The following is a 25,379-nucleotide window of genomic DNA, read 5'->3' on the forward strand; positions in this document are numbered from 1 at the left end:
ACGCCCCCTAGCCCGCGGTCCGGCGTGTCAGCATCTCCCGCAGCTCGCGCGCGTGACGCCGGCTGACCTGGAGTTCGTCGGTCCCGATCAGCACGCTCACCGTGCCCGCGTCCAGGCGCAGTTCGCCGATGTGGCGCAGGGCGACCAGGTGGCGGCGGTGGATGCGGACGAAGCCGCGGCTGCGCCAGCGCTCCTCCAGCGTGGACAGCGGGATGCGCACGAGGTGGCTGCCCTTGCCGGTGTGCAGCCGGGCGTAGTCCCCGCGCGCCTCGACATGGGTGATGTCCTCCACGGCGACGAAGCGGGTCACGCCGCCCAGCTCGACCGGTATGTGGTCGGGGTCGGGCTCGCTCACCGGGATGCGTGGGGCGGCCCCGCTCAGCTGCGCGGACCGGCGGACGGCCTCGGCCAGCCGCTCCTTGCGGACGGGTTTGAGCACGTAGTCCACGGCCTTGAGGTCGAAGGCCTGCACCGCGAAGTCCTCGTGGGCGGTGACGAACACGATCAGCGGCGGCTCGGCGAACCCGCTGAGCAGCCGTGCCAGGTCCAGGCCGTCCAGGCCGGGCATGTGGATGTCGAGGAAGACGACGTCGATGGCGTCGGGTCCGTCCGGGCCGGACTGCAGCGCCCGGTTGATGCGGCGCAGTGCCTCGGTCGCGTCACCGACGCCCTCCGCGCGGCCGATCCGGGGGTCGGCGTTCAGCAGGTAGAGCAGTTCCTCGAGCGAGGGGCGTTCGTCGTCGACGGCGAGGGCGCGCAGCATGAAGGTGGAGTGTAGGGGCGAAAGGCATGCCTGGACATGTGCCGGGCATGGGCGTTCGCGCTGGATACAGTGCGGACATGAACAGCAGGCCGGCACCGTTCGACGAGCTCGACCGGAAGATCCTCACCGCCCTGATGGCGAACGCCCGCACCAGTTTCGCCGAGATCGGCGCGGCCATCGGCCTGTCCGCGACGGCCGTCAAGCGCCGGGTGGACCGGCTGCGCGAGACGGGGGTGATCACCGGGTTCACGGCCACGGTGAAACCGGCGGCGCTGGGCTGGCGCACGGAGGCGTACGTCGAGGTGTACTGCGAGGGCGCGGCCCCGCCCCGGCGGCTGGCCGAGGTGGTGCGCAACCATCCGGAGATCACGGCGGCGATGACGGTGACCGGCGGCGCGGACGCGCTGCTGCATGTACGGGCACGGGACGTGGAGCACTTCGAGGAGGTGCTGGAGCGGATCCGGACCGAGCCCTTCATCCGCAAGACGATCAGCGTGATGGTGCTTTCCCACCTGCTGCCGGACAGCCCCGAGGCGGGTGCCAGCCACGTAGCACCGCAGTGACGCAGCAGACGTGCGCTGAGCTCGAAGAACACGCAGCATTCCTGCTCCAACGCGCAGCTTTCGTTTCTTGTCGTCCGTCTGTGTCACTTTCTACCTTTGTGTCGACCCTCAGTCGACACCCAGGAAGCGGAGGAACCCCTCTGTGCCCGAATCCCGTGTGCCGCGCCGGCGGCGCTTCCTCGTCTGCGAACCCAGACACTTCGCCGTGCAGTACGCGATCAACCCCTGGATGCGTCCCGACACCCCCGTCGACGTGTCCCTGGCCCAGGCCCAGTGGCAGGCGCTGATCGATGCCTACCGCACGCACGGCCACAGCGTCGACGCCGTGGAACCCGTGCCCGGCCTGCCCGACATGGTCTTCGCCGCCAACGCGGCGGTCGTCGTCGACGGCCGCGTCTTCGGCTCCCTCTTCCACGCGCCGGAGCGCCGCCCGGAGTCCCTGCCCTACGACACGTGGTTCAAGTCGGCCGGCTACGACGTCTACCGCCCCGAGTCCGTGTCCGAGGGCGAGGGCGACTTCGTGCCGGCCGGCCGCTGGGTGCTCGCCGGAACCGGCTTCCGCACCACCCGTGAGGCCCATCGCGAGGCGCAGGAGTTCTTCGGCGCCCCGGTGATCGGCCTGACCCTGGTGGACCCGTTCTTCTACCACCTGGACACGGCTCTGTTCGTCCTGGACGAAGACAACATCGCCTACTACCCGGAGGCGTTCTCGCCCGGCAGCCGCGAGGTGCTGGCCCGGCTCTACCCGGACGCCGTGATCGCCACCCGGGAGGACGCGATGGCGTTCGGGCTCAACTCCGTCTCCGACGGACGCCACGTCTTCATCTCGCCCGGCGCCACGGCCCTCGCCGACCAGCTCACCCGCCACGGTTACATCCCCGTCCCCGTCGACCTGTCCGAGTTCCACAAGGCCGGCGGCGGCATCAAGTGCTGCACCCAGGAGATCCGCTGATGACCGCGCCCACCCGTACCCCTGCCCGCACCCGTACGTCCTCGGAGCTGATCCAGGCCGAGGAGCCGGTCCTCGCGCACAACTACCACCCGCTGCCCGTGGTCGTCGCCCGCGCCGAGGGCACCTGGGTGGAGGACGTCGAGGGCCGCCGTTACCTCGACATGCTGGCCGGCTACTCGGCCCTCAACTTCGGCCACCGCCACCCCGCGCTGATCGAGGCGGCCCACCGCCAGCTCGACCGGCTCACGCTCACCTCGCGCGCCTTCCACAACGACCGGCTCGCCGAGTTCGCCGAGCGGCTGGCGGCACTGACGGGGCAGGGCATGGTGCTGCCGATGAACACCGGCGCCGAGGCGGTGGAGAGCGGTATCAAGGTGGCCCGCAAGTGGGCCTACGAGGTCAAGGGTGTCCCGGCCGACCGGGCGACGATCGTGGTCGCGGCGGATAACTTCCACGGCCGTACGACGACGATCGTGAGCTTCTCCACGGACGAGACGGCGCGGTCGGGCTTCGGCCCCTTCACGCCGGGCTTCCGGATCGTCCCGTACAACGACCTGGCGGCGCTGGAGGCGGCGGTCGACGAGACGACGGCGGCCGTGCTCATCGAGCCCATCCAGGGCGAGGCCGGCGTGATCATCCCGGACGACGGATACCTGACCGGGGTACGGGAGCTGACCCGCCGGGCAGGCTGTCTGTTCGTGGCGGACGAGATCCAGTCGGGCCTCGGCCGCACCGGGCGCACCCTCGCCGTCGAGCACGAGAACGTGGTGCCCGACGTGCTGCTCCTCGGCAAGGCGCTGGGCGGCGGCATCGTTCCGGTGTCCGCGGTCGTGGGGAGCCGGGAGGTGCTGGGTGTGCTGCGGCCGGGCGAGCACGGGTCGACGTTCGGCGGCAACCCGCTGGCCGCCGCGGTCGGCACGGCGGTGGTCGAACTGCTGGAGACCGGCGAGTTCCAGCGCCGGGCGGACGACTTGGGCGCGGTCCTGCGCGAGGGGCTCACCGAACTGGTCGGCAAGGGCGTGACCGGCTTCCGCTCGCGCGGCCTGTGGGCCGGCGTGGACGTCGACCCGGCCATCGGCACCGGCCGGGAGATCAGCGAGCGGCTGATGCGCGCGGGGGTCCTGGCCAAGGACACCCACGGCTCCACGATCCGGCTGGCTCCGCCGCTCACCATCACGGAGGACGAACTGCGGTCCGCGCTGAGCTCGTTGGAGAAGGTACTGACCGACTGACGGGGCACGACGCGACGGGGGCGCCGGTGCGGCGCCCCGTCGGACGGTGCAGCCGCCGCCCCGCAGGCTGAACCTCGGTGGTTGGTCCTCTCTGGTCGGGACCTCACCGGTTGGACCTCACTGGGCGGACCTCGCCCCGCCGATGTCCCCGGGCGCCGCGCCGCGCCCGGGGCGCGCTCGGCGGCGAGGCCGCCGGGGGAGGCGAGGCCGCGGGCCGTGCCCCGGGGCGGGCGTGACCGGCCGTGGCCGGGCGTCAGTGGTAGGCGTGCACGACCGCATGTCCCTTTCCCCGGCCGATCATCCACCGGTTGACCGGCGTGGTCAGCACGAAGGCCAGGACGAGTGAGAGGGCCAGCGAAACCCAGAACAGGGCGTCGGACAGACCGGCGTCCATGGCGCCGGGCACCCCGACCGTGACGGTGTTGTCGATCAGCTCCATGACCGCGATGGACACGGTGTCGGCGGCCAGGGCGACCTTCACCGCCGGCCGGAGGGGAAGCCCTGCGCGCAGGACACCGCGCATGGTCAGCGCGTATCCGAAGACGAAGGCCAGCGCGACGGAGACGACCACCGTGGCCGTGTTGTGCAGCCCGGCGGCGGTGCCGACGACCATGCCCAGCACCTCACCGATGGCGCAGCCGGTCAGGCAGTGGAGCGTGGCCTGCGCGGCCGTGCGCCAGGAGGCGCCCGGCGAAGCCTGGTGAGGTCCCTGGTGTTCATGGTGTGCGTGCTGTTCGTGGTGTTCGTGCTGTTCGTGGTGTTCGTGCTGTTCATGTGCCGACCGAGTCATCGCCGCTCTCCCCTGCTGATGAGACGTTCACCGCACGACAACCCATATACCCCTAGGGGGTATTCCCGGCTCCCCTTCCCGTTCTACTCCGCACGCTCCCGGCGCCGTCGCAGCAGATGACGGGCGACGAGTGCCACGACGATGACGCCGAGCGCGGTGAGCACATAGGGCTCGTACTTGCCGATCGCGTCGTGGACGGCGCCGATGTGCGTGCCCGCGAAGTAGGCCAGCGTCAGCCACAGCCCCACCCACAGCGCCGCGCCGAGCGCGTTGAAGACGAGGAAGCGGCGCCAGGGCATCCCGGAGGTACCGGCGATGATGCCGTTGGCCTGACGCAGGCCCTCGACGAAACGGGCCACCACGACGATCTTTCCGCCGTGCCGGGCGAAGAACCGCTCGGCCGCCTCGAACCGCTTCGGCGTCAGGAAGACGTACCGGCCCCAGCGGTGGACGAGGGCGCGGCCCCCGAAGCGGCCGATGAGATAGCCGATGTTGTCCCCGGCGACCGCGGCGGCGAACGCGATCACCCCGACGGCCACGACGTCGAGCTCGCCCGCCCCCGCGTACACGCCCGCCGCGATCAGGATCGTCTCGCCCGGTGCGGGGATTCCGAAGTCCTCCACGAAGACCACACCGCCGACGGCCAGGTAGCCGTAGTGAGTGAGCAGCGGTGCCAGGTGGGCCAGCGGACCGGGAAGCGGAGGGGCGGCCATTTCCCCACCGTACGCCGCACCGTGCACGGCATCCGCCAGGCGCCCCCGGGCCGGCCGTCCCGGCACCAGAAGGCGAGTGGGGATTCAAGAGCCACATGCGCGCCAGCCACCACCAAGATCGCGTCACTCTGTGCGATCGACTTGATACGCAATGCTGATCCGCAGCAGGCTGATCCGGCCGCAACCGGTTCCGCGTCACTGCCCGTGCACTTAAACTGGCACCCCACGAGATACAGGTTGACCTGCGAGAACGCGGCGGTTGAGCAGATCCGCACGAGTGAGGAGCGACCCCTTGTTCTACTACCTGCTCAAATACGTCCTGCTGGGACCGCTGCTGCGCATGGTCTTCCGGCCGCGGATCGAGGGGCTGGAGCACGTCCCGGCGTCCGGGCCGGCCATCGTCGCGGGCAACCACCTGTCGTTCTCGGACCACTTCCTGATGCCCGCCATCCTCAAACGGCGCATCACCTTCCTGGCCAAGGCCGAGTACTTCACGGGCCCGGGCGTCAAGGGCCGGCTCACCGCGGCCTTCTTCCGCAGCGCGGGGCAGATCCCGGTCGACCGCTCCGGCAAGGAGGCCGGCCAGGCCGCGATCCGCGAAGGGCTCGGGGTGCTGCGCAAGGGAGAGCTCCTCGGCATCTACCCGGAGGGCACCCGGTCGCACGACGGCCGCCTGTACAAGGGCAAGGTGGGCGTCGCGGCGATGGCGCTCAAGGCGCAGGTGCCGGTGATTCCCTGCGCGATGATCGGCACGTTCGAGGCCCAGCCGCCGGGCAAGATCGTCCCCAGCATCCACCCGGTCGTCATCCGCTTCGGCAAGCCCCTGGACTTCTCCCGCTACGCCGGGCTGGAGAACGAGAAGGCGATCCTGCGCGCGGTCACCGACGAGATCATGTACGCCATCCTGTCGCTGTCCGAGCAGGAGTACGTCGACCAATACGCGGCCGTGGCCAAGGCCGAGCTGGCTGCGGCGAAGGGCGAGAAGGAGCGCAAGTTTCCGCGGGCGCCGCTGGGTTGACGCCCGTCGTCGGTACGAGGAAGGGGCGGCCGGGAGGTGATCCCGGCCGCCCCTCGCACGTCACGTCCGCCTGTTACGGCTGCGGCGTCGCGTGCGGACCGCAGGTCACGTCCGCCTCGTCCACCTTGCCGGTGAGCAGGTAGGCGTCCACCCGGGCGTTGATGCACGGGTTGACCAGGCCGGTGACGCCGTGGGAGCCCGCGTCCTTCTCGGTGATCAGACGGGACCCCTTGAAGCGCTTGTGCAGCTCGACGGCGCCGTCGTACGGGGTGGCGGCGTCACGCGTGGACTGCACGATCAGCACCTGCGGCAGGCCCTTGCCGGTCCTGACGCTCACCGGGGTCTGCTGCTTGACCGGCCAGGTGGCGCACGGCAGGTTCATCCATGCGTTGGACCAGGTCAGGAACGGGTACTTCTTGTTCAGCCGCGTGTTGTCCGCGTCCCACTTCTTCCAGCTGGTGGGCCACTTGGCGTCGGTGCACTCGACGGCCGTGTAGACGGCATTGCCGTTCTCCGCGGCGATGTTGCCCGCGGTGTCGGACATCTTCGGAGCGGCCGCGTCGACGAGCGCCTGGGTGTCACCGGCGAAGTACTTGCCGAACACCGTCGCCACCGGGACCCACGAGGAGTCGTAGTACGGGGCGCTCTGGAAGAAGGCGAGCAGTTCGGCCGGGCCGACCACGCCGCCGATCGGGTGCTTCTTCGCGGTGGCGCGCAGCTCGAGCCACTTCGCCTGGACGGCGTCGCGGGTGGTGCCCAGGTGGAAGGTGGCGTCGTTCTTGGCGACCCAGTCCTGCCAGTCCTTCCAGCGGCCCTCGAAGGCGATGTCCTGGTCCAGGTTGGCCTGGTACCAGATCTTCTCCTTCGACGGGTTGACCACGCTGTCGACGATCATCCGGCGCACATGGCCCGGGAACAGCGTGCCGTAGACGGCGCCCAGGTAGGTGCCGTAGGAGACGCCCAGGTAGTTGATCTTCTTCTCGCCGAGCGCGGCGCGGATGACGTCCAGGTCACGGGCGGTGTTCGCCGTGGTCATCTGCCGGAGCATCGCCCGGCCGGTGCGCTCGTAGCAGCCGTCGGCGTACTCGCGGGCCAGCTTGCGCTGGGCGAGCTTGTCGGCCGTGGAGTCGGGCACCGGGTCCATCTTGGGCGCCTTGACGAACTCCTGCGGGTCAATGCAGGAGATGGGCGCCGAGTGGCCGACACCGCGCGGGTCGAAGCCGACGAAGTCGTAGGCCTTCGCCACGTTGGCCCAGACGGCGTTCTTGGTGGTGACCCGGCGCGGGAAACGCAGGCCGGAGCCGCCCGGACCGCCGGGGTTGTAGACGAGCGCGCCCTGGCGCTCCTCCTTGGTGCCCGTGTTGCCGATGCGGTCGACGGCGAGCTTGATCTGCTTGCCGTAGGGCTTGGCGTAGTCGAGCGGCACCGAGACATAGCCGCACTGGATGGGCTTCTCCAGGCCCCAGTCGGCAGGGCAGTCCTGCCAGTCGATTCCGGCCTTCGCGGCGCGGGCCGCGGCGATCGCGGCGCCGCGGGCCTCAGGGTCCTGGCCGTGGCGGCTGTCCGCGCTGGCGGCGGGTGCCCCCACGGCGCCGGCTATCAGGGTCGCCGTGACGAGCGCGCCGGCCGAACCGAGCGCCGCCACCCGGTTCTTCGGTCTCATGTCCCTCAAGTGGGACCTCCCCGTACATCGTTGCGAATTGTGTACCGGGGGATCCTTCCGGCTCCAAGGCCCCTGAGAACAGGGGTTGTTGACCTTCTTTGCCAATCCGATAACCGGCGCGGCATGTTCCGCTGAGCGGAGACACCGGCGTGACTCAGCCGAGGGCCGCCAGTCCCTCGTCCAGCAGCCGGCGCAGCAGCAGCGCGTCGGGCGCGAGAGCGGTCACCAGCGCGGCGGGTCCGGCGAGCGGGACCAGGGCGGCGCCCTCGCCCAGCATCCGGGCCGGGACCGGCGTCCGGTCGAACTCCGGCCGGACCACGACGAGTTGACCCACGGCCCGCCGTCCGGCCAGCACGGCGGGGCCGTCCCAGCCGCCCGGGGCACCGGGTCCGCAGGCCAGCTCCTGGTCCAGGACGGTGCGCCCGGCGATCCGGACAGCAAGACGGCTGGTGAGCCGTCCGGGTTCCTCACCCGCGCGCCCCAGCACCTGCTCCTCACGCAGCACCAGCCGGGCTCCCGGCGCCAGTTCGACGTGCGTGGTGACGTACAGGTCGCTGCCCCGGGCGGAGATCAGCTGCTCGGGCAGCCAGTGCAGTTCGCCCCCGTCGGCCACGGTGAGCCGTACGTCGTACCGGGCCGCCTCGCCCTTCGTCTGGCCCGGCAGCGCGATGGTGGCCGCGGCCGACCCGACCCGCAGCCGGGCCCCCTCCGCCACCCGCGCCTCGACGGCGAAGTGGTCGCCGCCCAGCGGCCCGCTCATCGCGCCGACGAGCACGACCCGGGCCTCGCCCCCGCTCGACCGGGTGCGCCGCGGCGCGAGCGGCCCCTCGCCCTCCAGCACGGGCAGGGACGTACCGCCCCGGCCGTCGTCCCGGGCGGCGATCCGTGCGGTGGCCCGCACCCCGGTCGTGGTCACCGCCGCTGTGGCCGTGCCCGCCGCCGGGGTGGTCGCGGTCACCGCCACTGCGGTCTCGTTCGCGTCCGCCATGCCCCCGGTTGCCACCGGTTTGGTCGCGGTCACCGCCGCTGTGGTCCCGTTCGCGTCCGCCGTGCCCCCGGTTGCCACCGGTGTGGTCGCGGTCACCGCCACTGCGGTCTCGCTCGCGTCCGCCGTGCCCCCGGTTGCCACCGGGGTGGTCGCGGTCACCGCCGCTGCGATCTCGCTCGCGTCCGCCGCGGTCGCCGTCATGACGTCACGCATGACGTCACGCCGTCCACGCCGCGAGCCGCCCCCGGACCCAGCCGGCGACGCCCGACACCCCGGCCCCGCCACGCAGCGACTGCAGGACGACCGGCAGTTCGCCGCGCGCGGCCGCTGCGTCGGCGGCCATCCGCGCGAGGTCGGCGCCGACGTGCGGCGCGAGGTCGGTCTTGTTGACGACGAGCAGGTCGGCGGTGGTGACGCCGGGGCCGCCCTTGCGCGGGATGTCGTCGCCGCCTGCGACGTCGATGACGAAGATCTGCGCGTCGACGAGCCCCCTGGAGAAGGTCGCGGTGAGGTTGTCCCCGCCGGACTCCACGAGGATCAGGTCCAGCGGCCCGACGGCGTCCTCCAGGTCCTCCACCGCCTCCAGGTTGGCCGAGATGTCGTCCCGGATCGCCGTGTGCGGGCAGGCGCCCGTCTCCACCGCCGTGATCCGCTCGGGCGGCAGTACGGCCTCACGCAGCAGGAACTCGGCGTCCTCGCGCGTGTAGATGTCGTTGGTGACGACGGCCAGCGACAACTCCTCGCGCAGCGCCCGGCACAGCGCGGCCACGGTGGCGGTCTTCCCGGACCCGACCGGCCCACCGAGCCCGATGCGCAGGGCCCGGCGGGTCCCGTCGGGCCGGCGCGCGTCGGCACCGGGGACGGGAGTGACATCGTGGAAATGATCAAGGTGCATGACAACGGCTCCGGAAGGGGTCCGGGGGCCGAAGCCCCCGGGGTCGGGATTGGGGAAGGGACGGCGGCGAAACCCCTAGGACGCGAACAACCGCACAGGCCAGGCGGCATGCGCCTGCGCCGCGACCTCCAGCAGCGGCGCCGAGGCCGCGGGCAGCACGTCGGCCCCGTCGACGACGGCCAGCCGGCCCGCCGCCACCGCCCGGCCGGCCACCCGGTCCAGCTCGGGCGCCAGCCGCGCCAGGACGCCGGTCGCATCGAAGGGATCAAGCGCGAGCAACCGCACCGTGGCCGTCGCCGGCCCGCTCACGCTCTCGTACGCCGCGCAGTACGCCGCGGCCTCGGGCTCCAGCCCCGCCGCTCGCGCCACCAGACCGAGCACCACCGGCTGATGCGCCCCCTTGGGGAACTCCCCGGCAACGGCGTCGAGTTCGGGTGACGGCCAGGTCGCCCGGGCGGCCCGCATCAGTTGCCGCCCCAGCCTGCGCGCCGCGACCCGCAGAGCGGGCGAGCAGGTCCGCGCGTCCGCCGCGGCGTCCAGCTCGCCGGGGTCGCATCCGAACGCGGCGGCCGCCGCGAGCGAGGCCGCGACAAGACCGGCCGTGTGCAATCGCCCACGGCAGAAGTCCTCGAGACTCGCGGCCCCGGTGATGTGCCCGGCCCTGACGGCCGCCTCGGCCCCGCCGGAGTGCGCGTGCCCTCCGGCGGGGAAGCGGCCGTCGGCCAGGACGAGAAGTGCTGCCTTCGACATCACGGCGCCCTCAGAAGAGGAAGTAACGCTGGGCCATGGGCAGTTCGGCGGCCGGTGTCGCCTCGACCAGCTGCCCGTCGATGTGCACGGCGAAGCTGTCGGGATCGATCCGGACGTCGGGCAGCGCGTCGTTCTCCCGCATGTCCGCCTTGGTCACCGCGCGCGTGGACTCGATGGCGACGAACGGCTTGCCGAGCCGCAGCCGCTCCGGCAGGCCGTCCTCGATCGCGAGCGGTGCCACGAAGTTGAACGAGTTCGAGGCCGGCGCCCGCCCGATCGCCCCGTACATCGGGCGCGGCAGGATGGGCTGCGGTGTCGGGATCGAGGCGTTCGCGTCACCCATCTGCGCGTACGCGATCTGGCCGCCCTTGATGACGAGCTGGGGCTTGACCCCGAAGAACGCGGGCTCCCACAGCACCAGGTCGGCGAGCTTGCCCGTCTCGACGGAGCCGATCTGGCGGTCCAGCCCCTGCGCGGCTGCCGGGTTGATCGTGTACTTGGCGACATAGCGACGTACCCGACGGTTGTCGGCGCGCGTGTCGCCGGGCAGGGCGCCCCGGCGCCGCTTCATCACATGTGCCGTCTGCCAGGTGCGCAGGATCACCTCGCCGACCCGCCCCATGGCCTGGGAGTCGGAGGAGATGATCGAGATCGCGCCCAGGTCGTGCAGGACGTCCTCGGCGCCGATCGTGGACGGTCGGATCCGCGACTCCGCGAACGCCAGGTCCTCGGGCACCGCCGGATTCAGGTGGTGGCACACCATCAGCATGTCGAGGTGTTCCTCGGCGGTGTTGACGGTGAACGGGCGGGTCGGGTTCGTCGAGCTCGGCAGCACGTGCGGCTCGCCGACCACGGTCATGATGTCCGGGGCGTGCCCGCCCCCCGCGCCCTCGGTGTGGTAGGCGTGGATGCCGCGTCCCGCGATCGCGGCGAGCGTGTCGTCCACGAAACCGGCCTCGTTGAGGGTGTCGGTGTGAATGGCGACCTGGACGCCGGTGCGGTCGGCGACCGTGAGCGCGGCGTCGATGACGGCGGGCGTCGACCCCCAGTCCTCGTGCAGTTTCAGGCCGAGCGCTCCGCCGCGGATCTGGGAGAGCATCGCCTCGTGGGAGACGGTGTTGCCCTTGCCCAGCAGGCCGATGTTGAGGGGGTACGCCTCCAGCGCCTCCAGCATCCGTGCCAGGTGCCAGGGGCCGGGCGTCACGGTGGTGGCCTTCGAGCCCTCGGCGGGTCCGGTGCCGCCGCCCACGAGGGTGGTGATGCCGGAGGCGAGCGCCTCGTCGGCGATCTGGGGGCAGATGAAGTGCACGTGCGCGTCGATGGCGCCGGCGGTGAGGATCCGCCCGTTGCCCGAGATGACCTCGGTCTCCGGGCCGAGGACCAGATCGGGGTGGACGCCGTCCATGGTGTCGGGGTTGCCGGCCTTGCCGATGCCGGTGATCCGGCCGTCCCGGATGCCCACGTCGGCCTTGACGATCCCCCAGTGATCGACGACGACAGCCCCGGTGATCACGGTGTCGGGGGCGCCGTCGGCCCGCGTGACGCGCGACTGGCCCATGGACTCGCGGATCACCTTGCCGCCGCCGAAGACGGCCTCGTCACCGGCGAGCCCCGGACCGCCGCAGCGGTCCTCCTCGATCTCGATCAGCAGGTCGGTGTCGGCGAGCCGGACACGGTCGCCGGTGGTGGGGCCGTAGAGGTCGGCGTAGGCGGCGCGGGAGATCTCAGGCATCGAGGGCACCTCCGGTCCGACCGCGCAGTCCCGGTACGATCCGGGCGCCGGTGAGCGGGACGAGTTCGACATCGACGGGGATGCCGGGCTCGAAGCGCACGGCGGTTCCGGCGGCGATGTTGAGCCGCTTGCCGTGCGCCGCCGAACGGTCGAACTCCAGTCCGGGGTTGGCCTCGGCGAAGTGGTAGTGCGAGCCGACCTGGACGGGCCGGTCGGCGGCGTTGAGGACGGTCAGCCGGGTGACCGCGCGGCCCTCGTTGTAGACGATCGGGCCGTCGGCGAAAAGGATCTCTCCGGGAATCACGGCAGCCCGCCCCTCAGACGATCGGCTCGTGGACGGTCACGAGCTTGGTGCCGTCGGGGAAGGTGGCCTCGACCTGGACGTCGTGGATCATCTCCGGGACACCGTCCATGACGTCGTCGCGGGTGAGCACCTTGCGCCCGGAGGACATGAGTTCGGCGACGGTACGGCCGTCGCGGGCCCCTTCGAGGATGTGCGACGTGAGGAGCGCGACCGCCTCCGGGTGGTTCAGCCTCAGCCCGCGGGCCCGGCGCTTCTCGGCCACGTCGGCCGCCACGTGGATCAGCAGCCTCTCTTGTTCGTGCGGGGTCAGTTGCACGTGCCCACCTCACAGTCCTTGCTCCGGACCGTGCGGGGCCCGGTTGCCGCAGCCACCGCGACGGGGACAGGTGTAACACACAGACAGATTGCGCGATCTTGAGCAATCCGGACGGAAAAACCCCAGGTGGCGTGGAGGGGCAGGCTAGTTCGCCGGAGTTTCAGCGACGTTAACCGGACCTTGATCGATCCATGACCGGCCGCTGGGCTGCGCCATACGTGTCACGGCGGGCGCCGTACCGCCCACCCTCCGGGCCGGCGCTTTCCTGCCACCGCCAGTGCTGCGACCGGAAAGGTTCACCGGCTCGCGACGCCGCAGGGCATCTCGCCGCGTTGTCGCATCACCCGAGTACATCCAGTACGCGGGCGGTGCTCCGCCTTGCGATGCACCGCACCGGACGCCGCGAGCTTTCCGGCAAACCTTTCCGGCCACAGCACTAGCGGGACTTGGGGCCCCGGTGCTCCGCGGTGATGCCGAAGCGGCCCTGCTCGCGCGCGGCGGACGGAACGTCGTGGACCCGCGAGACCGCGCCGACCACCTCTTCACCGGCCGCCTCCGCGAGCCCCTCGAGCCGTTCCAGGTCGGCGGCGGAGACCAGGGCGACCAGGGGCTTGCCGTGCCGCGTGACGACGACGCGCTCACCGCCGTACACCACCCGGTTGATCAGGTCGGCGAGCTCAGCCCTGGCTTGCGTCACCGGAATCTCGTAGGCCATACCCCCACCTTACGGGGCCTTCGCGGTTGCCCTCAGGGCCCGGACCGGCCGGTGGAGAAGCGCATCGCGTGCCGGTCGAGCGCCTGCCGCAGCTCCTCCAGCTCGGTGTCGGGCAGGGCCCCGCCCTGGGCGAACTTCAGCACGCGCTCGGCGACCGTGCGCACCTTGGTGTTGGAGCGCTGGGAGACGTCCCTCAGGACCCACCAGGCGTCGTCGGGCGGGATCCGCCCGAAGGCCACGACGGCGCCTATCGCCTGGTCGATGACGGCGTGCGAGGTCAGGGCGCAGCGCAGCTGGTCGATCTCCTCGTGCAGCCGCTCGTGCTCCAGCACCAGGTCGGTGGTGGACAGCGGCTGGAGAGGGTGCCGCTTGGAAATCGCGAAGAACACCATGGCAATCCCCTGGGTCGTCGAGCGGCCGTACTTCCAGCTTCACCCAGGAGGACGCCGCGCACGACCCGGCGCCGCCCGGACGGCCCGCCCCGAAGAGCTGCCCCAGCTACGTACGTCCTGTACATTCTTTACAGGGACCTCTTCGCCGGAGGCGGCCCCTGCCCGCATGGAAGGGGCGTGTCATGACCCGAGCATCCGCCCGCCACGTCCTTCCGGGGTCCACCGAGCGCACCAGCGCCGGTCACCGGACCCTGGACCCCTGCGCGAAGCTGCTGGAGGAGCGCATCGTCGTTCTCGGCACACCGATCGACGACACCGCGGCGAACGACGTCGTCGCTCGGTTCGTCCTCCTGGAGCACCAGGACCCCGGCCGGGACATCTCGCTGTACATCGACTCCCCCGGCGGCCCGTTCGAGGCGATGGCGGCCGTCCACGACACGATGCGCTTCGTCGGCTGCGACGTGGAGACGGTCTGCGTGGGCCGGGCAGCCTCCACCGCCGCCGTGCTGCTGGCCGCCGGCACCCCCGGCAAGCGGTACGCGCTGCCGGGCGCCCGCGTGGTCCTCCAGCAGCCCTCGCTGCCCGAGCCGGTGTGCGGGCAGACGTCCGACCTGGCCGTCCGGGCCGAGGAGTTGCTGCGCGTCCGGGCCCGTCTGGCGGACATGCTCGTACGGCACACCGGGCGCACCCGGGAACAGGTGCGCGCGGACCTGGAGCGGGAGCGGGTCCTGGACGCGGCGGGCGCGCTGGAGTACGGGCTGGTGGACCGTGTCGTCCCCCACCGCGCGGCTCCGCGCACCGAGCCGGACGCGAGGTGACCGGCCCGATGCCACCGGCCGAGCCGCCGCCACCGCCGCTGCCGGCGCTGACACGGGCGGAGGGGGAGCTGATCGACCGTACCTCGACGCGGCCGATCTGCCCGGCCGCGTCAACCCCGCCCTGCACGGGGGCACCTATCGGAGCCTGAGGGCCGCTCAGGCGCTGGTCGCCAAGGCGGCCGAGCTGCGCGACGCGCTGACCCTGATGCACCAGCGGGGCGAGACCGAACTGCACACGGCCACCCTGGCGCGGGCCCTGCGCGTCCTGGACGGCGAGCGGCGCACGGCCCGCGTCACCGTGCCGCCGCCCTGCGCAAGTTGACGTCCCCACGGCCGGACGTCCCGTCGACGGCGGAACACGGGGCGTCCGGCCGTGAGTCGAAACGGACCAAATGGCGTACCCCCTTCCGGCGTAGATTCGCCTCCTTTTTTGCGGCCGTCGCGGTTGCGCAACTCGGCTGCCCTAATGGCGGAATGGAACCTTCCGGTGCTGGTCCGGGGGTCATCGGGGAGGGAGACAGTCGTTCGAGCGCGCGGGTGTCCACCCGAACGGGTGAGTGGTGAGTAACAACACAAATCCCCGGTTCCGTTGGGATTTTCGGACATCGGTAGGTGAAGATCCCTGTCTGACGACAAGCCCCCGCCACAGCGGCGGGGCGGTCCGGGCGGACGCCGAGTCCTGCCGCCGCCCGGATGACCGGTCGACAGGAGTGGATCGGCAGGAGTGGAGGACCCAAGCACGACGGGTCGCCGGCACGGTCACGCCATGGCCGGGCCGAGCAGCCCTTGGGGTGAAGCCGCGTCTCGACGCGGCCGGGCAACTTCGCCAGCCCGAATCCGACAGGTCATCCTTCACAGGCGGCTGACGAAGGGTTGCGCATGACTGCGCTCAATCGTGTCCCGTCGCTGATGGCCCGGGCCGGTACGGCCTCTGCCCTGACCATTGCCGCCGTGGGCGGCTCGATCGTGGTCCCGGGCGTCGCGTCCGAGGCCTCGGCCGCGACCATGGCGACGAAGGCGCTTCAGGTCGCGGCGTCCAAGAAGGGCTCCCCCTACCAGTGGGGAGCGACCGGGCCGCGCCGGTTCGACTGCTCCGGACTCACGCTGTACTCGTTCAAGAAGGTGGGCAAGAGGCTGCCCCGCACGGCGGCCCAGCAGTACAACAAGACCCATCACATCTCCGCGAAGAACCGCCGCGCCGGGGACCTGGTGTTCTTCCACTCGGGCTCGTACGTCTACCACGTCGGCATCTACGCCGGCGGTGGCAAGATCTGGCATGCCCCGAAGACCGGGGACGTGGTGAGGCTTCAGAAGATCTGGACGCGCAGCGTCTGGTACGGCCGGGTCAGCTGACCCGCCCGGGCGCGGTGGCGGTGCCCTGACGCGCCGCCATCGCCCTCGGGTTGCCGCCGCCTCCCCCGGAGCCACCGCCCCCGGGCCGGCGCCCCCGGGCCACCGCACGTGCCGCGGCGGCACGGTTCCGGCCGCCGCGACGCCCTAAGGTTCCTGCCGGCCCGCGGTCGTGACCGGGCGGACCGGGACCGTCCACGGAAGCTCGATGCAGACCGTCTTGCCGCCCTCGCGGGTGGGCCGCACGGTCAGCCTGCCGCCGCACTCCGCGGTGAGCCACCGGATGATCACCATCCCCCGGCCGTTGTCCTGCTGGACGGCGGCCGGCAGTCGTTTCGGGAACCGCGGATGGCTGTCGGTGACCCCGATGCGCAGCCATTCGTCGCGCTCCAGGACGAGGTCCACCGTGAAGGTGGGGGACTGCCCGAACGTGTGCTGTACCGCGTTCGTGGCGAGTTCGGAGACGATGAGCCGGACGGTGTCGGCGGTGTCCGTCCCGGACGGCAGTCCCCACTCGGCCAGGGTGCTCACCACATAGGCCCGGGCCGCGGAGACCGAGGCGGGATCGCTCGGCAAGGTGACGGATGCTTCCAGATGGTCTGCCATGGCGACGCCGTCCCTTTCCCGCGGGACCGCGGTCCGACACGGAGTGGATGGTTCGAGTACGGTCCCGGACTGGTGCTTCGCCGTCAGACTGCCATCACCGCGCCGGTCCGGGTGGCGATCCACCAAGATATGCATATATCTGTCGCTCGAAGCGGTGAACTCTGCGACGGCAGGCCGTATCGGGGCGGCTCGGAAGGAGTAAGGAGTAGCCCATGCAGCACGGTCCCGCGGTGCGCCGCCGGAAACTGGGCGCCGAACTGCGCGCGCTGCGCACCGGTGCGGGTCTCACCAGTGGTGAAGCGGCGCGCCTGGTGGGCTGGCACCAGTCCAAGGTCAGCCGGATCGAGACAGGATCCAGCGGGGCCAAACCGGCCGATGTGCGGTTACTCCTGGACGCGTACGCGGTCCGGGACGCCCAGCTGCGCGAGCTGCTGCTGGTGCTGGCCGGCTCCGACGACGGCGGTGGCCGGCACCACTGGTGGCACGCCTACCGCGGCGTACTGCCGCCGACCTACCGGGACTTCATCAGTCTCGAGTCACAGGCGAGCGGCATGCGCACCCTGGAGACCTCGGTCGTCCCCGGACTGCTGCAGACCCCCGAGTACGCGCGTGCGGTCACCCGGGCCGCCGTGGAGGGGCTCGACGACGAGCGGCTGGACGCGCTGGTGGAGGTGCGGCTGGCCCGGCAGGACGTGCTGCGGGCGCGGCCACCGCTGGAGCTGAGCGCGGTCCTGGACGAGGCGGTGCTGCGCCGGGAGATCGGCGGCCCGAAGATCATGGCGCGCCAGCTGGAGCGGCTGACGGAGGCGGCACGGCTGCCCCAAGTGCGGCTTCAGGTACTGCCGTTCGCCGCCGGGGCGCATATCGGCCTCACAGGGCCTTTCGTTATCTTCTCATTTTCGAACACTTCTGATCTGGACGTGGTTGTTCTCGACCACTTGACGAGTAGCCTCTACCTCGAACGGAAAGAAGACCTAGAGGCCTACACCGAGGCCTTCGACACCCTTCGGAGCCACGCCCTTTCGCCCGAGGACTCGTTGGACTTCATCGCCGGGATACACCGGGAAAGGTGACGGCGCTCCACCGCGTCAAGGAGGCACCTTGTCTGCTCTGCCTCGGAACGTACCTTCCAGTACCCAACTGCCCGCTGCGCGATGGCTGCGCAGCAGCTACAGCACGGGAGCCAACAACTGCGTCGAAACGGCCCGGCCGGTCTCAGGACCGTGGGCCGGACTGCTCGCCGTGCGCGACTCCAAGGACCCGGCCGGGCCCGCGCTGCTCTTCTCCCCCGGGAGCTGGGCGGACTTCACGGCCGCGGTCCACCGCTTCTAGAACCGGACCCGGCGACGCACGGCCGTGTCACGCCGACTCATGGTCGCGTCTCGCCGATGACTGCCACAGCACGTTCGATCTGCGCCCCGGAGAGGTCCGCGCGGGCGGTCAGCCGCAGCCGTGAAATGCCGTCGGGCACGGAAGGAGGACGGAAACAGCCCACGGCCAGCCCCGCGGCGCGGCAGTCGGCCGCCCATCGCACGGCCCCCTCCGGGGACGGCGCGCGCACCGAGACCACCGCGGCGTCCGGACGCACCGCCTCCAGGCCCGCGGCGGTCAGCCGCGCATGGAGTTCACTCGCCACCGCACGCGCGCGTGCCGCCCGCTCCGGCTCGCGGCGCAGCAGTCTCAGCGCCGCCAGGGCCGCGCCCGCCGCCGCGGGGGCCAGGCCCGTGTCGAAGATGAAGGTCCGGGCCGCGTTGACCAGGTGGTCGATCACCCGCGCGGGGCCGAGCACGGCCCCGCCCTGACTGCCGAGCGACTTGGACAGCGTGACCGTCACGACCACGTCGCCGGCACCCGCGAGCCCCGCCGCGTGCGGGGCGCCGCGGCCGCCGGCGCCCAGCACGCCGAGCCCGTGGGCGTCGTCCACGACGAGCCCCGCGCCGTGTTCCCGGCAGACCGCGGCGAACTCCGCGAGCGGTGCCGCGTCTCCGTCGACCGAGAACACCGTGTCGGAGACGAGGACCGACGGGCCCTCGTGCGTGCCGAGCGCCTTGCGCACGGCCTCCGGCTCGGCGTGCGCGACGACCTGCGTGGTGCCACGGGCCAGCCGGCAGCCGTCGATGAGCGAGGCGTGGTTGCCCGCGTCGGAGACGACCAGCGTGCCGTGCGGCGCGAGTGCGGTGACCGCGGCGAGGTTGGCCGCGTACCCGGAGGAGAAGACCAGGGCCGCCTCGAAGCCGCAGAAGGCGGCCAGCTCGCGCTCCAGTTCGGTGTGCAGCTCGGTGGTGCCGGTGACCAGCCGGGAGCCGGTGGAGCCACCGCCCCAGGCACGCGCCGCGGCCGCCGCGCCCTCGGTCACCTCCGGATGGCGGGCGAGCCCGAGGTAGTCGTTGCTCGCCAGGTCCAGCAGCGGCGAGTCGGCCGGGCGGGGGCGCAGGGTCCGTACGAGTCCGGCCCGGCGGCGTGCGTCCGCCTGCTCGTCGATCCAGCCGAACGCCATGGGTCCTCCGGGGCTTTTGTAGGCAGTGCACAGACCCTAGCGGGACGACCCGCCGCCCATGGTGTGGCAATACCCACACGTCGATGGGTCTCTGTTGTGCAAACTCTCCTTGGCCCCGGGCGGCCCGGTAGGACAGGATCGGCTCTCATGGACCTGCTGAACACGCTGGTGGACAAGGGGCTTCGGCGCGAGCTGCCGACCCGTGAGGAAGCTCTGGCCGTGCTGGCCACCTCCGACGACGACCTGCTCGACGTGGTGGCCGCGGCCGGAAAGGTGCGCCGTCACTGGTTCGGCCGGCGGGTGAAACTCAACTATCTCGTCAACCTCAAGTCCGGCCTGTGCCCCGAGGACTGCTCCTACTGCTCCCAGCGGCTCGGCTCGAAGGCCGGCATCCTGAAGTACACCTGGCTCAAGCCCGGCGACGCCTCCAAGGCCGCGGCGGCCGGGCTGGCCGGCGGCGCCAAGCGGGTCTGTCTGGTGGCCAGCGGGCGCGGCCCGACGGACCGTGACGTGGACCGGGTCTCGGAGACCATCAAGGCCATCAAGGACCAGAACGAGGGCGTCGAGGTGTGCGCCTGTCTGGGGCTGCTCTCCGACGGCCAGGCCGAGCGGCTGCGCGAGGCCGGGGCCGACGCCTACAACCACAACCTCAACACCTCCGAGTCCACCTACGGCGACATCACCACCACCCACACCTACGCCGATCGGGTGGACACGGTGAACAAGGCGCACGCGGCCGGACTGTCCGCCTGCTCCGGGCTCATCGCCGGCATGGGCGAGAGCGACGAGGACCTCGTCGACGTCGTCTACTCGCTGCGCGAGCTGGACCCGGACTCGGTACCGGTGAACTTCCTGATCCCCTTCGAGGGCACCCCGCTCGCCACGGAGTGGAACCTCACCCCGCAGCGCTGCCTGCGCATCCTCGCCATGGTCCGCTTCGTCTGCCCCGACGTCGAGGTCAGGATCGCGGGCGGCCGCGAGGTGCACCTGCGCACCATGCAGCCCCTCGCCCTGCACCTGGCCAACTCGATCTTCCTCGGCGACTACCTCACCAGCGAGGGCCAGGCCGGCAGGGCCGACCTGGAGATGATCGCGGACGCCGGCTTCGAGGTGGAGGGCACCGGCCAGGTGACCCTCCCGGAACACCGGGCGGCGGCCATGGGCGGCTGCGGGTCCCACGAGGGCGCGGGCTGCGGGTCGCACGCGGACGCCGGTGCGGGTGCCGGGTGCGGGTCCCACGCGGACGCCGGTGCGGGTGCCGGGTGCGGGTCGCACGAGGGCGCGGGTGTGTGCGGTTCCTCCGCTCGGGCCGCCGCCAGTCCGGCCGCCGAGCCGAAGGGCAACGAGCCCCGCACGGATCTCGTCGCCGTACGCCGCCGGGGCGCCGGAACGGACCTCGCACCCAATGCCTGACCTGCCCGGCCTGAGCGTCCCCGAGCTGCTGGACCTCGACCGGCGGCATGTCTGGCACCCGTACGGTCCGATGCCCGGCCGTCAGGAACCGCTCGTCGTGGAGTCGGCGAGCGGGGTGCGGCTGAGACTCGCCGGCGGATCGGGCGAGCTGATCGACGGCATGTCGTCGTGGTGGGCCGCCATCCACGGCTACCACCACCCGGTGCTCGACGAGGCCGCCCGCGAGCAGCTGGCGCGGATGAGCCATGTGATGTTCGGCGGGCTCACCCACGAGCCCGCCGTCCGCCTGGCGAAGCTCCTTGTCGACATGTCGCCCGAAGGTCTCGAACACGTCTTCCTCGCCGACTCCGGTTCGGTGTCGGTCGAGGTGGCCGTCAAGATGTGCCTGCAGTACTGGCGTTCGCTGGGCCGCCCGGAGAAGCGGCGGTTGCTGACCTGGCGGGGCGGCTACCACGGCGACACCTGGCAGCCGATGTCCGTGTGCGATCCCGAGGGTGGGATGCACGAGCTGTGGTCCGGTGTGCTGCCGCGCCAGGTGTTCGCGGACGCGCCGCCGGCCGAGTACGAGGAGGCGTACGCCGCCCATCTGCACGACCTGATCGAACGGCACGCAGGCGAACTGGCCGCGGTGATCGTCGAACCGGTGGTGCAGGGCGCGGGCGGGATGCGGTTCCACTCCCCCGCGTACCTGCGGGTGCTGCGCGAGGCGTGCGACGCGCACGACGTGCTGCTGGTGTTCGACGAGATCGCGACCGGATTCGGCCGCACCGGCGCGCTGTTCGCGGCGGGGCACGCGGCCGTGACGCCGGACGTGATGTGCGTGGGCAAGGCTCTGACCGGCGGCTACCTGACGATGGCGGCGACGCTGTGCACCGCTCGGGTGGCCGACGGGATCTCGCGTGGCGAGGTGCCGGTGCTGGCACACGGCCCGACGTTCATGGGCAATCCACTGGCCGCCGCGGTGGCGTGCGCGTCGATCGAGCTGCTGCTCGGCCAGGACTGGCGCACCGAGGTCAAACGGATCGAGGCGGGCCTGCGGGACGGACTGGCACCCGCGGCGGAGCTGGCCGGAGTCAGGGACATAAGGGTCCTGGGCGCCATCGGCGTGGTCCAGCTGGACCACACGGTGGACATGGCGGCGGCGACGCGGGCCGCGGTGCGCGAGGGCGTGTGGCTGCGGCCGTTCCGGGACCTGGTCTACACGATGCCGCCGTACGTCACCGGTGACGCGGACGTGGCACGGATCGCGCGCGCGGTGTGCGCGGCGGCGCGGGAGGGATGAGATGCCGGTACTGGTGATCACGGGCACGGGTACGGAGGTCGGCAAGACGGTCACCACGGCCGCCGTCGCCGCGGCGGCGGTCGCGGCCGGCCGGTCGGTGGCCGTGCTCAAGGCCGCGCAGACGGGCGTGGGCCCCGAGGAGCGCGGGGACGCCGACGAGGTCGCCCGGCTGGCCGGCCCGGTGACGGCGGGCGAACTCGCCCGCTACCCCGAACCGCTGGCGCCCGGAACGGCAGCACGCCGGGCCGGGCGGCCCCCGGTCCGCCCGCAGCAGGTGGCCGAGGCCGCCGCCAAGCTGGCCACCGAGCACGACCTGGTGCTGGTGGAGGGCGCGGGCGGGCTGCTCGTACGGTTCGACGATGCGGGCGGGACGCTCGCGGACGCGGCGAAGCTGCTGCGGGCCCCGGTCCTGCTCGTCGCCTCCGCCGGTCTGGGCACTCTCAACACCACCGAACTGACGGCCCGTGAGCTGCGCTTTTGCGAGCTGGACCTGCTCGGGGTGGTGATCGGCAGCTGGCCGGCCGAACCCGACCTGGCCTCCCGCTGCAACGTCGCCGACCTGCCCCACGTGGCCGGCGCACCCCTGCTCGGCGCGCTGCCCCACGGCGCCGGGACGCTGTCCCCCGCCGAATTCCGCGCCACGGCCCCGGCCTGGCTGGCCCCCCGCCTGAACGGCAGCTGGGATGCGGAGGCCTTCACGGTGCGGGAGGCCCCGGCACCGTTCGCGTAGACGGGTGCCGCGGCGCATCCTGACGCGGCGGCAGGGCCCGCCGGACCCGCCCACGCGGGCCCGGGAGCGGTTCGCGGGAGGCGGCGTGCGACCGGTCCGCACCGGGCGACCGGTCCGCACCGGCGCCTGCGCGAGCGGTCCTGGGCAGGCGTCCCCCCTGTGCGGGGCGTGCACCGGGGTCCCTTCGGGCGGGCCTGCGGCTGCCCGCGGCAACAGGGGCGCGGCCCCCGTCCCCGGCCGGTCCGGCTCCTGGCCGGGCGGCACACCGCGGACCGCGTGGATGGGCGGGCGTCCGGCAGCCCGGCCGGGGCGCGCGTGCGCGAGTCTCGTCGGGGTGGGCGTGCGGCGGGTTTCGTCGGGGTGGGCGTGCGGTGCGGGTGTGCGGGGGACACTTTCCGTAGGCCCGTCCGACCGGGGAGGTCGCCATGCCGCTACGGTCCGCCGGATCCGGCAAGGTGGCACGGGATGCCGTGCACCATCCGCTGTTCGCCCGCTACTACGCCCGCGCCAGCGTGGCCGCGGAGACCAGGCTGGGCATGGCGCGGCTGCGGGAGCGGCTGCTCGCCGGACTGGGCGGGCGGGTGATCGAGATCGGCGCGGGCAACGGGCTGAACTTCGCCCACTATCCGGGCACGGTCGCCGAGGTCGTCGCGATCGAGCCGGAGCGGCTGCTGAGGCAGCGGGCCGTGGAGGCGGCCCTGCGTGCCGGGATCCCGGTCGACGTGGTGCCGGGCTGTGCGGAGGCGCTGCCGGTCAAGAGCGAGGGGTTCGACGCGGTGGTGCTGTCACTGGTGCTGTGCAGCGTGCGCGACCTGCCGCGGGCGCTCGCCGAGATACGGCGGGTGCTGCGGCCGGGCGGCGAGGTGCGGTTCTTCGAGCACGGCAGGGGTGGCGGCCGGGCGATGGTCCTCACCCAGCGCGCCCTGGACCGCACGGTCTGGCCCGCGCTGAGCGGCGGCTGCCATCTGTCCCGCGATCCGGTCGGCGCGCTGCGGGACGCGGGGTTCGAGCTCGGCCCGTACCGCCGGCTGCTGGTGCCGGACAAGGGGCCGGCCCTGCCCTGCTCGTACTGCGCGCTGGGCACCGCCTGGCGGCCCGGGCGCGGCGACGATCCGGTCCCCGAACGCTGATCAGCGCCTCACCGGCTCCACTGGCGCAGCTCCCGCGCGATGTCGTGCACCGACGCCTGGCCGCTCTTGACCAGCCGGGCCAGGTCGCGGACCTGTTCGGGCGAGGTGACGACCTTCAGGCCGCTGGCGACCAGGTAGGCGTAGGCGACCGCGGAGGCGAACAGGGCGTTGGAGCGCTCCAGCGCGGGCACGTGGACGAGGAGTTGCAGCAGCGCGGCGGCCCGGGCGTGCGGAGTGTCGTAGACGGGGACGTCGAAGATCTCCGCCTGGTGACGTGCCACCGCGGCGACCAGGGCTCCCCAGTCGGTGACCTGGGGGTCTCCCGGTGTCATCCGTTCCGCGAGCATGAGCAGCCAGGCGAGGTCGATTCTGAGATCGCTCAAGGGATCAGCGACGGCCTTCGCCCCGGTGCCCGCGGCCGCCCTCGCGCTCCGCCCCGAACTCCTCGGCGAAGACGGCCTCGTAGCTCTTCATGAAGTCCGCGGCGGCCTCCACGAAGGTGTGGCCCACCTCTCCGGTGTCCTGGCGGACCAGTTCCTCGATGTAGCGGTTGACGCTCATGCCGCGGGCCAGAGCACGCTCGCGGGCGGCACGGGCGGTGCCCTCGTCCACTCTCACGTTCAGCTGGGTCTTCGCCATGCCTCGACGCTAGCGCCGGACCGCTAGCACGGGCAAGGGCGTGCCGCTCCCGCCCGGGTGGATAACCCGCCCAGGGGGGAGATCCCGCCACGGGTGGAGAGTGTCCCTTACACGGGTCCCGTGACGCCGACCCGGGGGTGGAGACCGGCCTGGGCCCAACGGGGGATACCGGCTCTGCGGCCGGTCACACTAGGCTCGGCCGGGGACAAAGGTGTCATGAGCCAGGACGTGCAGGGTCGCAGGACCACCGAGGAGGCCGCCGTGACCACACCTGACGGGGCGCCGGGCCAGGCGTCGGCCGACCGGATCGCGGCCCGCGCCCGCGGTCTGACCAAGGCGTACGGGTCGGGCGAGACCACCGTGCTCGCGCTGGACTCGGTGGACGTCGACATCGCGCGCGGCCGTTTCACCACGGTGATGGGGCCCTCCGGCTCGGGGAAGTCCACGCTGATGCACTGTCTGGCGGGGCTCGACACCGTCTCGGCCGGCCAGGTGTGGATCGGCGACACCGAGATCACGGGCCTGAAGGACCGCGAGCTGACCCGGCTGCGCCGGGACCGGATCGGCTTCATGTTCCAGTCCTTCAACCTCATCCCCACGCTGAACGCGCTGGAGAACATCACCCTGCCCATGGACATCGCGGGCCGGGAGCCCGACGAGAAGTGGCTGGACCAGGTCATCGACACACTGGGCCTGCGCGACCGGCTCAAACACCGGCCGTCCCAGCTCTCCGGCGGCCAGCAGCAGCGCGTGGCCTGCGCGCGGGCACTAGCCTCCCGGCCGGAGCTGATCTTCGCGGACGAACCGACCGGCAACCTCGACTCGCGGGCCGGCCTGGAGGTGCTGGGCTTCCTGCGCGACGCCGTCGACACCCTCGGGCAGACCGTCGTCATGGTGACCCACGACCCGGGCGCCGCCGCCCACTCCGACCTGGTGCTCTACCTCGCGGACGGACGGATCGTGGACGAGATGGAGAACCCGACGGCGGAGGCGGTGCTGGAGCGCATGCGCCTGTTCGCGGGGGTCGGCGCCCAGCCATCCGGTCCCGACGCGATGGACGACCGGTTCGTCGAGGAGGGGACTCTGCTCCACGGCGGGGACGGCGCCGCCGTCGAGGAGGCCTGACCC

At 72.1% G+C, this 25,379-nt stretch carries 29 protein-coding genes, 1 pseudogene and 1 riboswitch; of the genes and pseudogenes, 14 read left to right on the forward strand and 16 right to left on the reverse strand.

Annotated features, from left to right (window positions below; genetic code table 11):
• Positions 1 to 7 precede the first annotated feature (7 nt).
• The gene (locus ACH4UM_RS27650; protein WP_398184715.1) at positions 8 to 763 is read right to left on the reverse strand and encodes a LytR/AlgR family response regulator transcription factor; all 756 of its coding nucleotides are present in this window, start codon (positions 761 to 763) and stop codon (positions 8 to 10) included.
• Between the two features lie 77 nt (positions 764 to 840).
• On the opposite strand from ACH4UM_RS27650, the gene ACH4UM_RS27655 reads away from it, so the two are divergent.
• The 3 genes from ACH4UM_RS27655 to rocD all read left to right on the forward strand — a co-directional run bounded on the left by ACH4UM_RS27655 (position 841) and on the right by rocD (position 3,510).
• Complete coding sequence (locus ACH4UM_RS27655) at positions 841 to 1,326, forward strand: Lrp/AsnC family transcriptional regulator (RefSeq protein WP_398184717.1); 486 nt, start codon at positions 841 to 843, stop codon at positions 1,324 to 1,326.
• 142 nt (positions 1,327 to 1,468) lie between these two features.
• Positions 1,469 to 2,278: a dimethylargininase gene (ddaH, locus tag ACH4UM_RS27660; RefSeq protein WP_398184720.1), complete on the forward strand. Its 810-nt coding sequence runs from the start codon at positions 1,469 to 1,471 to the stop codon at positions 2,276 to 2,278.
• Positions 2,278 to 3,510: an ornithine--oxo-acid transaminase gene (gene rocD / locus ACH4UM_RS27665; protein WP_398184723.1), complete on the forward strand. Its 1,233-nt coding sequence runs from the start codon at positions 2,278 to 2,280 to the stop codon at positions 3,508 to 3,510. The genes ddaH and rocD overlap by 1 nt, the downstream gene beginning before the upstream one ends.
• A gap of 253 nt (positions 3,511 to 3,763) precedes the next feature.
• Here rocD and ACH4UM_RS27670 read toward each other — a convergent pair whose 3' ends face one another.
• Together ACH4UM_RS27670 and ACH4UM_RS27675 are read right to left on the reverse strand one after the other, a co-directional pair.
• A complete protein-coding gene (locus tag ACH4UM_RS27670) occupies positions 3,764 to 4,300 on the reverse strand; it encodes a DUF4396 domain-containing protein (protein WP_398184725.1) in 537 nt (178 codons plus the stop codon).
• An 83-nt stretch (positions 4,301 to 4,383) separates the two neighbouring features.
• Positions 4,384 to 5,013 (reverse strand): DedA family protein, encoded by a 630-nt coding sequence (locus tag ACH4UM_RS27675; protein WP_398184728.1) that lies wholly within the window; start codon positions 5,011 to 5,013, stop codon positions 4,384 to 4,386.
• A 292-nt stretch (positions 5,014 to 5,305) separates the two neighbouring features.
• Between ACH4UM_RS27675 and ACH4UM_RS27680 the strand changes: the two genes are divergently transcribed.
• Entirely contained in the window at positions 5,306 to 6,031 is a 726-nt protein-coding gene (locus tag ACH4UM_RS27680; protein WP_398184731.1) for a lysophospholipid acyltransferase family protein, read from the forward strand.
• A 73-nt stretch (positions 6,032 to 6,104) separates the two neighbouring features.
• On the opposite strand, the gene ACH4UM_RS27685 is transcribed toward ACH4UM_RS27680, so the two are convergent.
• The 9 genes from ACH4UM_RS27685 to ACH4UM_RS27725 form a co-directional block, all read right to left on the reverse strand.
• The gene (locus tag ACH4UM_RS27685) at positions 6,105 to 7,703 is read right to left on the reverse strand and encodes an alpha/beta hydrolase (RefSeq protein WP_398184734.1); all 1,599 of its coding nucleotides are present in this window, start codon (positions 7,701 to 7,703) and stop codon (positions 6,105 to 6,107) included.
• Between the two features lie 145 nt (positions 7,704 to 7,848).
• Positions 7,849 to 8,610, reverse strand: coding sequence for an urease accessory protein UreD (locus ACH4UM_RS27690; protein ID WP_398185091.1), 762 nt, complete (start codon positions 8,608 to 8,610; stop codon positions 7,849 to 7,851).
• Positions 8,611 to 8,899: 289 nt separating this feature from the next.
• Positions 8,900 to 9,577 (reverse strand): urease accessory protein UreG, encoded by a 678-nt coding sequence (ureG, locus tag ACH4UM_RS27695; protein WP_398184737.1) that lies wholly within the window; start codon positions 9,575 to 9,577, stop codon positions 8,900 to 8,902.
• A 75-nt stretch (positions 9,578 to 9,652) separates the two neighbouring features.
• Positions 9,653 to 10,327: an urease accessory protein UreF gene (locus tag ACH4UM_RS27700; RefSeq protein WP_398184740.1), complete on the reverse strand. Its 675-nt coding sequence runs from the start codon at positions 10,325 to 10,327 to the stop codon at positions 9,653 to 9,655.
• 10 nt (positions 10,328 to 10,337) lie between these two features.
• Positions 10,338 to 12,059: an urease subunit alpha gene (locus ACH4UM_RS27705; protein ID WP_398184743.1), complete on the reverse strand. Its 1,722-nt coding sequence runs from the start codon at positions 12,057 to 12,059 to the stop codon at positions 10,338 to 10,340.
• Positions 12,052 to 12,363 carry an urease subunit beta gene (locus ACH4UM_RS27710; RefSeq protein ID WP_398184746.1) on the reverse strand — a complete coding sequence of 104 codons (312 nt, stop codon included), beginning with the start codon at positions 12,361 to 12,363 and terminating at the stop codon, positions 12,052 to 12,054. Before ACH4UM_RS27710 ends, ACH4UM_RS27705 begins: the two co-directional genes overlap by 8 nt.
• 13 nt (positions 12,364 to 12,376) lie before the next feature.
• On the reverse strand, positions 12,377 to 12,679 hold the full coding sequence (locus tag ACH4UM_RS27715) for an urease subunit gamma (protein ID WP_398184749.1): 303 nt from the start codon (positions 12,677 to 12,679) through the stop codon (positions 12,377 to 12,379).
• 436 nt (positions 12,680 to 13,115) lie between these two features.
• A complete protein-coding gene (locus tag ACH4UM_RS27720; protein WP_398184752.1) occupies positions 13,116 to 13,394 on the reverse strand; it encodes a type II toxin-antitoxin system Phd/YefM family antitoxin in 279 nt (92 codons plus the stop codon).
• A gap of 32 nt (positions 13,395 to 13,426) precedes the next feature.
• Complete coding sequence (locus ACH4UM_RS27725; protein WP_398184755.1) at positions 13,427 to 13,786, reverse strand: ANTAR domain-containing protein; 360 nt, start codon at positions 13,784 to 13,786, stop codon at positions 13,427 to 13,429.
• A gap of 182 nt (positions 13,787 to 13,968) precedes the next feature.
• Here ACH4UM_RS27725 and ACH4UM_RS27730 point away from each other — a divergent pair, with 182 nt between their 5' ends.
• The 3 genes and pseudogenes from ACH4UM_RS27730 (at position 13,969) to ACH4UM_RS27740 (ending at position 15,957) form a co-directional block, all read left to right on the forward strand.
• Positions 13,969 to 14,604 carry an ATP-dependent Clp protease proteolytic subunit gene (locus tag ACH4UM_RS27730; RefSeq protein WP_398184758.1) on the forward strand — a complete coding sequence of 212 codons (636 nt, stop codon included), beginning with the start codon at positions 13,969 to 13,971 and terminating at the stop codon, positions 14,602 to 14,604.
• A gap of 8 nt (positions 14,605 to 14,612) precedes the next feature.
• Positions 14,613 to 14,926 (forward strand): annotated as a pseudogene (locus tag ACH4UM_RS27735) (hypothetical protein).
• Between the two features lie 338 nt (positions 14,927 to 15,264).
• Positions 15,265 to 15,480: riboswitch (cyclic di-AMP (ydaO/yuaA leader) on the forward strand.
• A 3-nt stretch (positions 15,481 to 15,483) separates the two neighbouring features.
• On the forward strand, positions 15,484 to 15,957 hold the full coding sequence (locus tag ACH4UM_RS27740; RefSeq protein ID WP_398184761.1) for a C40 family peptidase: 474 nt from the start codon (positions 15,484 to 15,486) through the stop codon (positions 15,955 to 15,957).
• 144 nt (positions 15,958 to 16,101) lie between these two features.
• Here the strand turns inward: ACH4UM_RS27740 and ACH4UM_RS27745 are convergent, their stop codons facing one another.
• Complete coding sequence (locus ACH4UM_RS27745) at positions 16,102 to 16,560, reverse strand: ATP-binding protein (protein ID WP_398184763.1); 459 nt, start codon at positions 16,558 to 16,560, stop codon at positions 16,102 to 16,104.
• A gap of 212 nt (positions 16,561 to 16,772) precedes the next feature.
• Here ACH4UM_RS27745 and ACH4UM_RS27750 point away from each other — a divergent pair, with 212 nt between their 5' ends.
• Both ACH4UM_RS27750 and ACH4UM_RS27755 read left to right on the forward strand, forming a co-directional pair.
• A complete protein-coding gene (locus ACH4UM_RS27750; RefSeq protein ID WP_398184766.1) occupies positions 16,773 to 17,633 on the forward strand; it encodes a helix-turn-helix domain-containing protein in 861 nt (286 codons plus the stop codon).
• 28 nt (positions 17,634 to 17,661) lie between these two features.
• Positions 17,662 to 17,892, forward strand: a complete 231-nt coding sequence (locus tag ACH4UM_RS27755) for a DUF397 domain-containing protein (protein ID WP_398184769.1) — start codon at positions 17,662 to 17,664, stop codon at positions 17,890 to 17,892.
• Positions 17,893 to 17,929: 37 nt separating this feature from the next.
• Here the strand turns inward: ACH4UM_RS27755 and ACH4UM_RS27760 are convergent, their stop codons facing one another.
• A complete protein-coding gene (locus ACH4UM_RS27760) occupies positions 17,930 to 19,057 on the reverse strand; it encodes an 8-amino-7-oxononanoate synthase (protein WP_398184772.1) in 1,128 nt (375 codons plus the stop codon).
• A gap of 147 nt (positions 19,058 to 19,204) precedes the next feature.
• Between ACH4UM_RS27760 and bioB the strand changes: the two genes are divergently transcribed.
• The 4 genes from bioB to ACH4UM_RS27780 all read left to right on the forward strand — a co-directional run bounded on the left by bioB (position 19,205) and on the right by ACH4UM_RS27780 (position 23,612).
• Positions 19,205 to 20,470 carry a biotin synthase BioB gene (bioB, locus tag ACH4UM_RS27765; RefSeq protein ID WP_398184775.1) on the forward strand — a complete coding sequence of 422 codons (1,266 nt, stop codon included), beginning with the start codon at positions 19,205 to 19,207 and terminating at the stop codon, positions 20,468 to 20,470.
• Positions 20,463 to 21,752 carry an adenosylmethionine--8-amino-7-oxononanoate transaminase gene (locus ACH4UM_RS27770; protein WP_398184778.1) on the forward strand — a complete coding sequence of 430 codons (1,290 nt, stop codon included), beginning with the start codon at positions 20,463 to 20,465 and terminating at the stop codon, positions 21,750 to 21,752. Before bioB ends, ACH4UM_RS27770 begins: the two co-directional genes overlap by 8 nt.
• Before the next feature lies 1 nt (position 21,753).
• Complete coding sequence (gene bioD / locus ACH4UM_RS27775; protein WP_398184781.1) at positions 21,754 to 22,482, forward strand: dethiobiotin synthase; 729 nt, start codon at positions 21,754 to 21,756, stop codon at positions 22,480 to 22,482.
• A 425-nt stretch (positions 22,483 to 22,907) separates the two neighbouring features.
• Positions 22,908 to 23,612 carry a class I SAM-dependent methyltransferase gene (locus tag ACH4UM_RS27780; protein WP_398184784.1) on the forward strand — a complete coding sequence of 235 codons (705 nt, stop codon included), beginning with the start codon at positions 22,908 to 22,910 and terminating at the stop codon, positions 23,610 to 23,612.
• Between the two features lie 8 nt (positions 23,613 to 23,620).
• Here ACH4UM_RS27780 and ACH4UM_RS27785 read toward each other — a convergent pair whose 3' ends face one another.
• Both ACH4UM_RS27785 and ACH4UM_RS27790 read right to left on the reverse strand, forming a co-directional pair.
• Positions 23,621 to 23,995: a fic family toxin-antitoxin system, toxin component gene (locus ACH4UM_RS27785; RefSeq protein ID WP_398184787.1), complete on the reverse strand. Its 375-nt coding sequence runs from the start codon at positions 23,993 to 23,995 to the stop codon at positions 23,621 to 23,623.
• Positions 23,996 to 23,999: 4 nt separating this feature from the next.
• Positions 24,000 to 24,251: an antitoxin gene (locus ACH4UM_RS27790; protein WP_398184790.1), complete on the reverse strand. Its 252-nt coding sequence runs from the start codon at positions 24,249 to 24,251 to the stop codon at positions 24,000 to 24,002.
• 216 nt (positions 24,252 to 24,467) lie between these two features.
• On the opposite strand from ACH4UM_RS27790, the gene ACH4UM_RS27795 reads away from it, so the two are divergent.
• The gene (locus ACH4UM_RS27795) at positions 24,468 to 25,376 is read left to right on the forward strand and encodes an ABC transporter ATP-binding protein (RefSeq protein ID WP_398184792.1); all 909 of its coding nucleotides are present in this window, start codon (positions 24,468 to 24,470) and stop codon (positions 25,374 to 25,376) included.
• The last annotated feature ends 3 nt before the right edge of the window (positions 25,377 to 25,379 follow it).

The organism is Streptomyces sp. NPDC020801 (assembly GCF_044334385.1).
GTDB lineage: Bacteria > Actinomycetota > Actinomycetes > Streptomycetales > Streptomycetaceae > Streptomyces.

Excerpts from the sequence above, each read along its gene's own strand:
- ACH4UM_RS27675 (WP_398184728.1), bottom strand. The coding sequence starts at position 5,013 with ATGGCCGCCCCTCCGCTTCCCGGTCCGCTGGCCCACCTGGCACCGCTG.
- ACH4UM_RS27700 (WP_398184740.1), bottom strand. The coding sequence starts at position 10,327 with ATGTCGAAGGCAGCACTTCTCGTCCTGGCCGACGGCCGCTTCCCCGCC.
- ACH4UM_RS27745 (WP_398184763.1), bottom strand. The coding sequence starts at position 16,560 with ATGGCAGACCATCTGGAAGCATCCGTCACCTTGCCGAGCGATCCCGCC.
- ureG (WP_398184737.1), bottom strand. The coding sequence starts at position 9,577 with ATGCACCTTGATCATTTCCACGATGTCACTCCCGTCCCCGGTGCCGAC.
- ACH4UM_RS27770 (WP_398184778.1), top strand. The coding sequence starts at position 20,463 with ATGCCTGACCTGCCCGGCCTGAGCGTCCCCGAGCTGCTGGACCTCGAC.
- ACH4UM_RS27760 (WP_398184772.1), bottom strand. The coding sequence starts at position 19,057 with ATGGCGTTCGGCTGGATCGACGAGCAGGCGGACGCACGCCGCCGGGCC.
- rocD (WP_398184723.1), top strand. The coding sequence starts at position 2,278 with ATGACCGCGCCCACCCGTACCCCTGCCCGCACCCGTACGTCCTCGGAG.
- ACH4UM_RS27670 (WP_398184725.1), bottom strand. The coding sequence starts at position 4,300 with ATGACTCGGTCGGCACATGAACAGCACGAACACCACGAACAGCACGAA.
- bioB (WP_398184775.1), top strand. The coding sequence starts at position 19,205 with ATGGACCTGCTGAACACGCTGGTGGACAAGGGGCTTCGGCGCGAGCTG.
- ACH4UM_RS27705 (WP_398184743.1), bottom strand. The coding sequence starts at position 12,059 with ATGCCTGAGATCTCCCGCGCCGCCTACGCCGACCTCTACGGCCCCACC.
- ACH4UM_RS27730 (WP_398184758.1), top strand. The coding sequence starts at position 13,969 with ATGACCCGAGCATCCGCCCGCCACGTCCTTCCGGGGTCCACCGAGCGC.
- ACH4UM_RS27720 (WP_398184752.1), bottom strand. The coding sequence starts at position 13,394 with ATGGCCTACGAGATTCCGGTGACGCAAGCCAGGGCTGAGCTCGCCGAC.
- ACH4UM_RS27740 (WP_398184761.1), top strand. The coding sequence starts at position 15,484 with ATGACTGCGCTCAATCGTGTCCCGTCGCTGATGGCCCGGGCCGGTACG.
- ACH4UM_RS27655 (WP_398184717.1), top strand. The coding sequence starts at position 841 with ATGAACAGCAGGCCGGCACCGTTCGACGAGCTCGACCGGAAGATCCTC.
- ACH4UM_RS27795 (WP_398184792.1), top strand. The coding sequence starts at position 24,468 with ATGAGCCAGGACGTGCAGGGTCGCAGGACCACCGAGGAGGCCGCCGTG.
- ACH4UM_RS27790 (WP_398184790.1), bottom strand. The coding sequence starts at position 24,251 with ATGGCGAAGACCCAGCTGAACGTGAGAGTGGACGAGGGCACCGCCCGT.
- ACH4UM_RS27750 (WP_398184766.1), top strand. The coding sequence starts at position 16,773 with ATGCAGCACGGTCCCGCGGTGCGCCGCCGGAAACTGGGCGCCGAACTG.
- ACH4UM_RS27725 (WP_398184755.1), bottom strand. The coding sequence starts at position 13,786 with ATGGTGTTCTTCGCGATTTCCAAGCGGCACCCTCTCCAGCCGCTGTCC.
- bioD (WP_398184781.1), top strand. The coding sequence starts at position 21,754 with ATGCCGGTACTGGTGATCACGGGCACGGGTACGGAGGTCGGCAAGACG.
- ACH4UM_RS27650 (WP_398184715.1), bottom strand. The coding sequence starts at position 763 with ATGCTGCGCGCCCTCGCCGTCGACGACGAACGCCCCTCGCTCGAGGAA.
- ACH4UM_RS27780 (WP_398184784.1), top strand. The coding sequence starts at position 22,908 with ATGCCGCTACGGTCCGCCGGATCCGGCAAGGTGGCACGGGATGCCGTG.